We start from the raw sequence: 11306 nt of genomic DNA, 5'->3' as shown, positions 1-11306 counted from the left end.
CGGGGTACCGGGTGCCGGTCGGGCACGGACGATGCCCGTGGCGGTGGTCACCGCCGAACGTCCTCAGGCCCCCTGCACCGGCACGTTGTGCACCAGCTGCCGCACCGCCAGGTGCCGTCCCCGGATCTCGTCGCCCGCCTCCGGCGACGCCGGCTGCTCCAGCGTCACCTGCGCCTTCGCCTCCCAGGCCGGTGGCTCGGCGCCGCCGGCGAGTGCCCAGGCGGCCTGGCGCGCGGCGCCCAGGGCCACGTGCTCGGCCGGCTCCGGCACCACCACCGGCACCCCGAACACGACCGGCGCGATCGCCCGCACCGCCTCGGACTGGGCCGCGCCGCCGATCAGCAGCACCCGCCGCGCGGACAGGCCCTGCGCCGCCACCGCGTCCAGCCCCGCCGAGAGCCCGCACAGCATGCCCTCGACCGCGGCCCGCGCCAGGTTTTCCGGCGTCATGTTGCCCCGGCGCAGCCCGTGCAGCGAACCGGCCGCCGTGGGCAGGTTCGGGGTGCGCTCGCCGTCCAGGTACGGCAGCAGCGTCAGGCCCTCCGCGCCGGGCGGGGCCGCCAACGCCAGCCGGTCGAGCCCGGCCAGGTCGGTGCCCAGCATCCCGGCGGTCGCGGTCAGCACGCGCGCCGCGTTGAGCGTGCAGGCCAGCGGCAGGAACCGCCCGGTCGCGTCGGCGAACCCGGCGACCAGCCCGGTGGCGTCCGCGGGCGCCGTCTCGGACACGCCGAACACCGTGCCGCTGGTGCCCAGTGACACCACGACGTCGCCCTCGCCGAGGCCCAGCGCCAGCGCCGCGGCCATGTTGTCGCCGGTGCCCGCCGAGACCAGCACCCCGTCCGGTGTCCGCCCGGCCGCCTCCGCCGGGCCCAGCACCCGCGGCAGCTCCGGGTCCCGTCCGCCGAACGCGTGCTTGAGGATGTCCCGCCGGTACACGCCGTCCGCGGGCGAGAAGTACCCGGTGCCGGACGCGTCGCCGCGGTCGGTCACCGCCTCGCCGCCGGTCAGCCGCCAGGTCAGCCAGTCGTGCGGCAGCACCACGCGCGCCACCCGGTCGGCCAGCTCGGGCTCGTGCTCCGCCAGCCACCGCAGCTTCGTCACCGTGAAGCTGGCGACCGGCACCAGGCCGACCGCCTCCGCCCACGCCGCCGGGCCGCCCAGCTCGCGCACCAGGTCCTCGGCCGCCTGACCGGACCGCGTGTCGTTCCACAGCAACGCCGGGCGCACGACCTCGCCGTCCTCGTCGAGGGTCACCATGCCGTGCTGCTGACCGCCGACGCCCAGCGCCTGGACGCCGTCCAGCAACCCGTCGCTCGCCTCGGTGAAGGCCCGCCACCACTCGCGCGGGTCCACCTCGGTCGCGTCCGGGTGCGCGGCGCGGCCGGTGCGCACCACGGCGCCGGTCCCCGCGTCGCAGACGACGATCTTGGTGGACTGCGTGGAGGAGTCGACCCCGGCCACGAGCTTGTCCGTCATGCTTCCTCCCGGAGTTGCGCCACCAGCACTTCCACGCCGAGCGCGCGCATCGCGGCGATCTCCTCGGCGGGCGTCTCGTCGTCGGTGATCACCACGTCGTAGGCGCTCACGTCACCGTAATCGTAGGTGGCGGTGCGGCCGAACTTCGAATGGTCGACCACCAGCACGTTGCGGTTCGACGCGGCCAGCGCGGCCGTCTTGAGGTCCGCGTAGTCGCGCACCGGGTGGTAGAGCCGGCCACCGGCGACCGCGGTCGCGGAGACCAACCCGACGTCGGCCCGCATCCGGCCGAGCGCGGCGACCGTGTCCGGGCCGGCACACGAGTCGAACTCGGTGTAGCGGCCGCCGAGCAGCAGCACCTCGACGCCCTCGGCCTCGCCGAGGATCCGCGCCTCCTCCAGCGAGTTGGTGATCACCACCAGCCGCCCCAGCTCCGGGAAACGCCGGACCAGCGGGAACAGGGTCGTCGAATCGTCGACGAACACCGTCTGCCCCGCGGTCACCTGCTCGAACGCCAGCGCCGACAACGCTTCCTTCACCGGCAGGTTGAGGGTCTCCCGGAAGCGCTTCGCCGTCTCCATGGTCAGCGCCGGGTAGGCCGCGACCTTGCCGCGCAGCTTGCGCAGCAGCCGCCGCTCGGCGAGGTCGTCGAGGTCGCGGTGCATCGTCATCAGGCTGACCCCGAACTGCTCGGTCAGCTGGTCGATGCGTACCTCACCGCAGTCGATCACGTGCCGCAGGACCTCCTGGCGGCGCTGCTCGACCTCGGCGTCGGACGGCCTAGGCACGCACCACCGCCTTGATCACCGAGTCGTCCTTGGCGGCGATGGTGAGCGCCTGCTCGACCTCGTCCAGGCCGAACCGGTGGGTGACCAGGCGGTCCAGGTCGACCTCGCCGCCGGCGGCCAGCGCGATCGCCGTCGGCCAGGTGTTCGCGTAGCGGAAGGTGCCGGTGACCTCCAGCTCGAAGTTCTGCACGTGCGCCAGCGGCAGCGGGATCTCGTCGCCGCCCATGCCGATCAGCACGACCCGGCCGGCGCGCGCCACCGTGCGGATCGCCTGGCCCGCGGCGGCCGGGACGCCCGAGCATTCGAGCAGCACGTCCGGCTCGAACCCGGCGCCGGCCAGGCTCTCCCGCGACACGTCGATCGTCGCGGTCGCGCCCAGCTCCTCCGCCACCTGGAGGCGGCGCGGGTTGACGTCGGTGACGACGACCTCGCTCGCGCCGAACGCCCGCGCGGTCTGGGTCGCGACCAGGCCGATCGGACCGGCCCCGGTGATCAGTACGCGGCTGCCCGGCGCGATGCGGGACTTGCAGCTCGCCCACACGCCCACCGAAAGCGGTTCGAGCAGGCCGGCCGCGTCGTCGCTGAGCGCGTCGGGCACCGGGTGCGCGAAGTCCTCGCGCAGCACGACGTACTCGCAGAACGCGCCGTCGATCGGCGGGGTGCCGAAGAACCGCATGCGCGGGCACAGGTTGTAGCGGCCGGCCTTGCACTCGCCGCACACCGAGCACGGCACACCCGGTTCGAGGGCGACGCGCGCGCCGATCTCGTGCCGCCGCGCGTCGCTGCCGCGGGCCACCACCACGCCGCTGGGCTCGTGCCCGAGGACCAGGGGCTGCTCGACGACGAAGTCCCCGATGCGGCCGTGCTCGTAGTAGTGCACGTCGGAACCGCAGGTGCCGACGGAGGCGACCCGGATCAGCACCTCGTCCGGCGCGGGCCGCGGCACCGGCCGCTCCTCGATCCGGATGTCGTGGATCCCGTACAGCACGGCGACCTTCATCGTCGCGGGCACATCACTCACCTGTCACGGCTCCCAGCGTCAGGCCGGTGACCAGCCACCGGCGCACGGCGAGACCGGCCACGATCATCGGCAACACCACAATAGTGCCGATCGCCGTGAGCTGGCCCCAGTCGATTCCCGTCTGCGTCACGAGCTGGTCGGCGGCGATCGGCAGGGTCTGCGAGTGCGGACCACCGAACACCAGCGCGAACGCGTAGTCGTTCCAGGAGAACACCAGGCACAGCACGAAGGTGGTCACCAGGCCCGATTTGGTCAGCGGCAGCACGACGTACCAGAACGCCTGCCACCGCGTGCAGCCCGCGACCAGCGCGGACTCCTCCACCGACGGCGGCACCTCGGCGAAGAACGCACTCATCAGCCAGATCGCGAACGGCAGGTTGAACGTCAGGTACGCCAGGATCAGCCCGGGGATGCTGTCGATCAGGTTCGCGCCGCGGAACAGCAGGAACAGCGGCAGCACCACGACCGCGATCGGCGCCATCCGGGTCGAGATGATCCAGAACGCCACGTGCTTCTTGGCGCGCATCCGGGTGCCGGCGAGCCCGTACCCGGCCAGCGCGCCGATCGCGACCGCGAGCACCGAGGAGATGCCGGAGGCGAGCACGCTGTGCCAGATGTAGGGGCCGAGGTTGTTGGCCCCGGTGAACAGGCTGCGGTAGTTCTCCAGCGTGGGCTGGAACAGGAACTCCGGCTCCGCGGCGGTCACGTCCACATCGGACTTGAACGAGGACGCGACCATCCACACCAGCGGCACCAGTGTCCACAGCAGACCGAGGAGCACCACCACGCGGACGCCCAGCCGGGCGCGCAGCGGGGTGCGGTCGATGGCGCTCGTCGTCATCGGGTCAGCCCCTTCCTGTCCAGTACCCGGACGAACGCCCGCGCGATGAGGATCGTCACCCCGAGCATGACGAGCCCGATCACCGCGGCGTAGCCGAGGTCGAAGAAGCGGAAAGCCGTTTCGTAGAGCCGGATCGGCACGGTCTTGGTCGCGTCGGCGGGGCCGCCGTTGGTGGTGACGTTGATGATGTCGAAGTACCGGATGGCGTCCATCGAGCGGATCAGCAGCGCCACCAGCAGCACGCCGGAGATCGAGGGCAGCAGGACGTGCCGGAAGGTCTGCCAGCCGTTCGCGCCGTCCAGCGCCGCGGCCTCGCGGATGCTCTGCGGCACCGCGGTCAGGCCGGCGAGCACGACCAGCGTGATCAGCGGCGTCCACTCCCAGACGTCCATCGCGACCACCGCGACGAACGCCGACGTGCCGCTGCCGAGGATGTCGCCGTGGTAACCGACCAGGCCGAGCAGCCACGTGTAGAGGCCGAACGTGGAGTCGGTGAGGAACCGGCCGAGCAAACCGACGATCACCGGCGCGACGAACATCGGCAGCAGGAACAGCGTCAGCAGCAGGTTGCGGGCGCGCATCAGCTTCCACAGGCACAGCGCGAACACCAGGCCCAGCAGCATCTCCAGGCCGACGGTCAGCACGAAGAACGCGATGGTGCGCAGCCACTGCACCCACAGGTCGAGATCGGAAAACAGGCGCGCCCAGTAGGTGAGGCCGACGTTGTCGAACACCACCCCGCCGAGCAGGCGCACCCGCGAAAAGCTCATCGCGATGATCGTGACCAGCGGGATGACCGACAGCAGCGCGAGCAGGATCATGCCCGGCGTCATCATGAGGCCGTGGAACCCGATCCGCCTGCGCGGCTTGGTGTTCCGGGCCGGCGCCTGGGCGGGCGCGTCGAGTGTCGTGGTCATGCCGCCCACCCCCGTGCCGTGATCCGGTCGATCTTCGCCGCCGCGTCACGCATCGTCTCGGCGGGCGAGGAGTCGCCAGCGAGCATTTTGGACAGTTGCGTGTAGACGGCGGTGTCGCACTCGTTCCACATCGGGATCTTCGGCCGCAGCCCGATGTTCTCCGGCCGCCACGCGGTCGCCACGGCGGGCGCGGCGAGGATGTTCGGCATCGCGGACGGCCGGTGCTCGGCGGCGCGCACCTCGGGCAGGTCGTAGACGGACTGGCGAGTCGGGGTGCCGCCGCCGGCCTCGCTCTTCAGGTTGGCCAGCTGCGTCTGCGTGGAGGTCGCCCACAGCACGAACAGCCACGCGGCCATCCGCTCGTTGGGCAGGGTGTTGCCGTTGATGCCGATGCCGCAGCCGCCGTAGTGGTTGGCGGAGCGGACGGGCCCGCGCGGCAGCGGCGCGTAGCCGAAGCGGCCGGGCATGGCCTTCTCGTTGGTGGCCGCGTACTCGTGCCAGTTGACGCACATCGCGATGCGGCCCGAGCTGAGCGCCGGGGCCAGGCCGTTCCAGTCCCAGGTCTTCGACGACGGGTCGGCGATCGACAGGAGCCGCTGGTAGAACTCGGCGGCCGCGATCGCGGCGTCGCTGCCCAGGCGGCACGGGCCGGGGTCGGTGGTGCCGTAGAGGCCGATCTCGGTGCCGCGGTCGAAGTAGTCGCCGCCGTAGGACCACAGCACGTTGGAGAAGTCGCACATCAGCGAGTCGTGCTGTTTGGCCTGGTGGCCGGTGCCGTAGGCGACCTCGTCGGCGTTGTCGGTGAACCACTTCGCGATCCGCAGGTACTCGTCCCAGGTCCGGTCGAGGCCGGGGGTGGGGTCGAACCCGAGGTCGTCGGCCATCCGCGCGGAGTACTTGTCGAACAGGTCGGCGCGGTACTGCCAGATCATCGTCGGGCAGTCGTAGGGGACGGCGAAGATCTTGTCCCGGTCGCCGAACCGGCCGGCGGCGTCGAGCTGGGTCGGGATGAAGTCGTCCCAGCCGGTGAACTCGGGCAGGCCGGGCTGTCCGGCGAGTTCCCGCAGGTCGACCAGGCCCTTCGAGTAGGGGGCGAGCACCTGGTAGGGGTCGGCGTAGATGACGTGGTACTGCGATTCGCCGCCGGCCAGGTCGAGCGCGACCTTCTGGACCAGGGCGGACAGCTCCAGCGTGACGATGTTGACGTTGATGCCCGTCAGGTCGGTGAACGGCTTGAGGTTCGCCGCGATCGCCGCGGTGGGGGCGGTGTTCTCCGAGATGAGGTTGATGGTGGCGCCGGCGAACTGGCGCCAGCGGTCGTCGGTGGCGATCCGTGGCGCGTCCTGGCGGGCACCGCAGGCGCCGAGCAGACCGCCGGTGGCGAGGGCCGCGCCGCCCGCCAGCGCCCCTCTGAGCACCGACCGCCGCGCGAGGCCCCGTGGGGGCGCTCCCGTCATTGGGTTCCTCCGTAGTTGGTGGGGACGCCCACTTATTTACCAGAGGAACTCGCAGCTGTTAACACATAACTCGATAACTTGATGGGCAAGTTCTCCTACGGGAGCTGTGGGTGATAGTTCGTGTTCAGGGAGCGCCGGCGCGCACCCTCGGCGAGGCTCCCGGAGGCCGGCCGCCCCGCCAGCCACCCTCGCCGCGCGCGAGCAGCGAGCCAATCAACCCGGGCAGCACCCACCCCCGCCCAGACCTGCTGATTGCGCCCCGGGAGCACGCGCTCGGCGTCAGACAGCGCCGGCGCGCACCCTCCGCACGGCATCCGGAATCGCGGCGAGAATCCCCGACGCCGACACCGGCACACCCCGCGCCGCCAGATCCCCCGCCAGCGAATGCACGTACGCCGCACACCCGGCAGCCAGCCACGGGTCCATCCCGCTCGCCAGCAGCGAACCGATCAAGCCGGACAGCACGTCGCCCGAACCGGCCGTCGCCAGCCAGGAGCCGCGGGCGACGTTGACCAGCACCCGGCCGTCCGGGTCGGCGACGATCGTGACGTTGCCCTTGAGCAGCACGACCGCGTCGTACTTGGCCGCGGCCTCCCGCACCGACGCCACCCGGTCCTCGCCCGGCGGCCGGCCCATCAGGCGTTCGAACTCGCCGGCGTGCGGGGTCAGCACCAGCGGCGTGCCCGGGTCGCGGGCGTCCAGGACGTCCGGGCGGTGCGCCATGAGCGTCGTCGCGTCGGCGTCCGCGCACACCGGGACCCCGGCGCCCAGCACGTGGGTGAGCACCTCGCGCCCCTCGCTCCCGGTGCCGATGCCGGGGCCGACCACCCACGCCTGCACCCGCCCGGCGTCGGTCACCGAACCGGTCGCCACGACTTCCGGCCACCGCGACCGCACGACATCCGCCGCCGGGCCGGCGTAGCGCACCATGCCGGAGGTCGCGAGCACCGCCGAACCGGTCGCGAGCACCGCCGCCCCCGGGTAGGTCGCCGAGCCGGCCGCGATGCCGGTCACGCCCTGGCTGTACTTGTTGTCCTCCGGCCCGGGCACCGGCCACGCGCGGCCGACATCGGCGGCGTCCAACTGCGACAGGTCCGGCTCGTCCAGGTCCAGGCCGATGTCGACCAGCTCGACCCGGCCGCAACGCGCCGGGTTGAGCACGTGCACCGGTTTGCGGGCGCCGAAGGTCACCGTCCGCGTGGCCGTGACCGCCGCCCCCGGCACCACCCCGGTGTCCGGCTCGACGCCGCTGGGCAGGTCGACGGCCAGCACCGGCGCGCGGACGTGCTCGACCAGCGCCGCCGCGTCCGGGCGCAGGCCGCCGTGCGCGGACAGGCCGACGATCCCGTCGATCACCAGGTCCGCGCCGTCGAGCACCGCGGGACCGTCCTCGACGGAAGCCACCCGGCCCTTCGCCCGGCGCAACGCGGCCAGCCCGGCGGCGTGCGCCTTCTCCGGCTTGAGCAGGATCGCGGTGACGCTCACATTGCGGCGCCGCAGGAACGCACCCGCCCACAACGCGTCACCACCGTTGTTGCCCGCGCCGACCAGCAGCGCGACCCGGCGCCCGGACACCCGCCCGGTGTGCTCGGCCAGCATCTCGGCCGCGTGCACGGAGACCGCGAACGCGGCCTTGTGCATCAACGCGCCTTCGGGCGTGACGGCCAGCAGCTGTTCTTCAGCCGCGCGGATCCGGTCAGTGGTCCAAATGCCTCGCACGCGGCCCTGTCTACTCCACGGTCACCGACTTCGCCAGGTTGCGCGGCTTGTCCACGTCGTAACCACGCGAGCGAGCGATCTCGGCCGACAGCACCTGCAGCGGCACAGTGGACACCAGCGGCTGGAGCAGCGTCGGCACCGCCGGCACCTCGATCAGCTCGTCGGCGAACGGGCGCACCGTGTCGTCGCCCTCCTCGGCGATGACGATCGTGCGCGCGCCGCGGGCCTGGATCTCGCTGATGTTGGACACCAGCTTGGCGTGCAGCACGGCGCGGCCCTTCGGCGACGGCATCACGACGACGACCGGCAGGCCCTCCTCGATCAGCGCGATCGGGCCGTGCTTGAGCTCACCGGCGGCGAAGGCCTCCGCGTGCATGTACGCCAGCTCCTTGAGCTTGAGCGCACCCTCCAGCGCGACCGGGTAGCCGACGTGCCTGCCGAGGAACAACACGGCCTTCGAGTCGGCGATGCCGCGGCTCAGCGCCCGCACCTGGTCCACAGTGGACAGCACCTTGTGCACGGCGGCCGGCATGGCCTCCAGCTCGGCGAACTCGCGCGCGACCTCGTCCGGGTACTTGGTGCCGCGGGCCTGCGCCAGCGCGAGGCCGACGAGGTAGTTCGCCGCGATCTGCGACAGGAACGTCTTCGTCGCCGCGACCCCGACCTCCGGCCCGGCGTGCGTGTAGAGCACGGCGTCGGACTCGCGGGGGATCTGCGCGCCGTTGGTGTTGCAGACGGCCAGCACGCGCGCCTTCTGGTCGCGGGCGTGGCGGATCGCTTCGAGCGTGTCGGCGGTCTCCCCGGACTGCGACACGGCGACGACCAGGGTGTCCCGGTCCAGCACCGGGTCGCGGTAGCGGAACTCGCTGGCCAGCTCGACCTCGACCGGCAGGCGGCACCAGTGCTCGATCGCATACTTGGCGACCAGGCCGGAGTGGTAGGCCGAACCGCAGGCCACCACGAACACCTTGTCGACCTCGCGCAGGTCCTGGTCGGACAGGCGCTGCTCGTCGAGGACGATGCGGCCGCGGTCGAAGTGCCCGCGCAGCGTGTTCGCCAGGGCCTCCGGCTGCTCCTCGATCTCCTTGAGCATGAAGTACTCGTGGCCGCCCTTCTCGGCGGCGGAGAGGTCCCAGTTGACCGTGAACGGCTTGCCCTGCGCGGGCTCGCCGGCGAAGTCGGAGATGTCGTAGCCGTCGCGGGTGATGACCACGACCTGGTCCTGTCCCAGCTCGACGGCCTCGCGGGTGTGCTCGATGAAGGCCGACACGTCGGAGGCGACGAAGTGCTCGCCCTCGCCGACGCCCACGACCAGCGGCGACGACCGGCGCGCGGCGACGATCATGTCCGGCTGGTCGGCGTGGGTGACGACCAGGGTGAACGCGCCTTCGAGGCGGCGGCACACGGCACGGACGCTGGCCGGCAGGTCACCGGCGGTGGGGCCGTCGGCGTAGGCGCGGGCCACCAGGTGGGCGGCGGTCTCGGTGTCGGTGTCGCTGGTCATCTCGACACCGTCGGCCTCCAGCTCCGCGCGCAGGGCGGCGAAGTTCTCGATGATGCCGTTGTGCACGACGGCGACGCGCTGCGAGGCGTCCCGGTGCGGGTGCGAGTTGCGGTCGATGGGGGCGCCGTGGGTGGCCCAGCGCGTGTGGCCCATGCCCGCGGTGCCGGCGAACCGGTCGAGGCCGGTTTCGTTGAGCGCCCCCTCCAGGTTGGCCAGGCGGCCCGCCTTGCGTTCGACGGTCAGCGCGCCGGCGCCGTCCAGCACGGCCACCCCGGCCGAGTCATAGCCTCGGTACTCCATCCGGCGCAGCCCGCCGAGCACGACGTCCAGCGCCTGCCGGTGACCGACATATCCCACGATTCCGCACACCCCACCAGCCTAACGAGGGAAACGGTGTGCGCTCCCCCGGCTCATCTCCACCTCGGCGAAACCGCGCTTCCGATGGATGTTGCGCGGCCGTGCCGGGGCGGGCTGCCCTAAGCTCTCGACCATGGTCAGCAAGCCCAAGGAGCTGCTCGAAGAGCTGTCGCACGCGGGACCGCACGAGGTGCTGCGGGGCAACCTCGCGCTCGCCGGATTGCCCGGTGTGGTCTTCACCCCACGAAGCGGCCTCGGGCTGCCGGCCGTCGCGTTCGGCCACGGGTGGCTGCAGCCGCCCGGGCGCTACCGCGGGCTGTTGAGTCACCTCGCGAGCTGGGGCGTCGTGGCCGCGGCGCCCGCGACGCAGCTGGGTCCGCTGCCGTCGCACCGCCTGCTGGCCGCCGACCTGCGCATGACGCTCGACGTGGTGACCGGGGTGCGGCTGGGCCCGGACGCGATCAGCGTGGACCCGGCCCGGCTGGGGCTGGCCGGGCACTCGACGGGCGGCGGTTCAGCGGTGCTGGCCGCGGCTTCCGGCGGGGTGCGCGGGGTGGCGACGTTCGCCGCGGCGCAGACGCTGCCGTCGGCGAGCGCGGCGGCCGTGCGGGTGGTCGTGCCCGGACTGCACCTGGCCGCGGACGGCGACCTGATGGCACCAGCGGGCGGCAACGCCGAGGCGATAGCGAAGGCGTGGGGCGGGCCAGTCCAGTACCGGAAGGTCGACAAGTCGAGTCATCTGGCGCTGACGGAGGGCAGCCACTGGAGCCAGCGCCTGCTGCACGGAAAGCCGGACCGCCGGACGCAGGTGCTGGTCAGGGCACTGTTCACGGCGTTCTTCCTGACGCACCTGACGGGCACGGACAGGTACCGCCCGTTGCTGGAGTCGGACACGAAGCGCGCCCCGATCGACTTCACCCGCGACGCGTTGCCGGTGGCCGCGTAGGCAGGCGCCGCAGCCCTGGCTCGCCCCACCAGGCGAGCCAGCCGCCGCGCGCCCCCGAGGACTGATCCCGCAGGCACCCCATGCCCCCGGAGCGGGGGCCCAGCGACCTCGCCCCCAGCAGGCAAGCCAGCCGCCGCGCGCCCCCGCGGACCGATCCCGCAGGCCATGCCCCTGGAGCGGGGGCCCCAGCGACCTCGCCCCCAACAGACAAGCCAGCCGCCGCGCCCCCGCGGGCCGATCCCCAGGCACCCAGAGCCCCCCGAAGCGGTCTTCAGCCTCC

9 protein-coding genes are annotated in these 11306 nt (G+C 72.5%); 1 reads left to right on the top strand and 8 read right to left on the bottom strand.

The genetic code is table 11. The annotated features are described in order from the left end of the window. Positions 1-63: 63 nt before the first annotated feature. The 8 genes from xylB to glmS all read right to left on the bottom strand — a co-directional run bounded on the left by xylB (position 64) and on the right by glmS (position 10092). Positions 64-1476, bottom strand: coding sequence for a xylulokinase (gene xylB, locus L1857_RS06070; RefSeq protein WP_116114825.1), 1413 nt, complete (start codon positions 1474-1476; stop codon positions 64-66). After that, the gene (locus L1857_RS06065) at positions 1473-2264 is read right to left on the bottom strand and encodes a DeoR/GlpR family DNA-binding transcription regulator (RefSeq protein WP_116114823.1); all 792 of its coding nucleotides are present in this window, start codon (positions 2262-2264) and stop codon (positions 1473-1475) included. The genes xylB and L1857_RS06065 overlap by 4 nt, the downstream gene beginning before the upstream one ends. Next, a complete protein-coding gene (locus L1857_RS06060; protein WP_116114820.1) occupies positions 2257-3276 on the bottom strand; it encodes an NAD(P)-dependent alcohol dehydrogenase in 1020 nt (339 codons plus the stop codon). Before L1857_RS06060 ends, L1857_RS06065 begins: the two co-directional genes overlap by 8 nt. Before the next feature lies 1 nt (position 3277). After that, complete coding sequence (locus tag L1857_RS06055; RefSeq protein ID WP_094003937.1) at positions 3278-4126, bottom strand: carbohydrate ABC transporter permease; 849 nt, start codon at positions 4124-4126, stop codon at positions 3278-3280. Continuing rightward, positions 4123-5043 (bottom strand): carbohydrate ABC transporter permease, encoded by a 921-nt coding sequence (locus L1857_RS06050; protein WP_240323437.1) that lies wholly within the window; start codon positions 5041-5043, stop codon positions 4123-4125. The genes L1857_RS06055 and L1857_RS06050 overlap by 4 nt, the downstream gene beginning before the upstream one ends. Beyond that, positions 5040-6500 carry an extracellular solute-binding protein gene (locus tag L1857_RS06045; protein ID WP_116114816.1) on the bottom strand — a complete coding sequence of 487 codons (1461 nt, stop codon included), beginning with the start codon at positions 6498-6500 and terminating at the stop codon, positions 5040-5042. Before L1857_RS06045 ends, L1857_RS06050 begins: the two co-directional genes overlap by 4 nt. Positions 6501-6779: 279 nt before the next feature. Continuing rightward, positions 6780-8219, bottom strand: coding sequence for an NAD(P)H-hydrate dehydratase (locus tag L1857_RS06040; protein WP_116114814.1), 1440 nt, complete (start codon positions 8217-8219; stop codon positions 6780-6782). A 10-nt stretch (positions 8220-8229) separates the two neighbouring features. Then, positions 8230-10092 (bottom strand): glutamine--fructose-6-phosphate transaminase (isomerizing), encoded by a 1863-nt coding sequence (gene glmS / locus L1857_RS06035; RefSeq protein ID WP_116114813.1) that lies wholly within the window; start codon positions 10090-10092, stop codon positions 8230-8232. A gap of 121 nt (positions 10093-10213) precedes the next feature. On the opposite strand from glmS, the gene L1857_RS06030 reads away from it, so the two are divergent. Next, complete coding sequence (locus tag L1857_RS06030) at positions 10214-11026, top strand: dienelactone hydrolase family protein (RefSeq protein WP_249464625.1); 813 nt, start codon at positions 10214-10216, stop codon at positions 11024-11026. Positions 11027-11306 lie beyond the last annotated feature (280 nt).

This window comes from Amycolatopsis thermalba (assembly GCF_023376025.1).
Classification (GTDB): Bacteria; Actinomycetota; Actinomycetes; order Mycobacteriales; family Pseudonocardiaceae; genus Amycolatopsis_E; species Amycolatopsis_E thermalba.
This window is presented reverse-complemented; position numbering and strand designations above follow the sequence as displayed.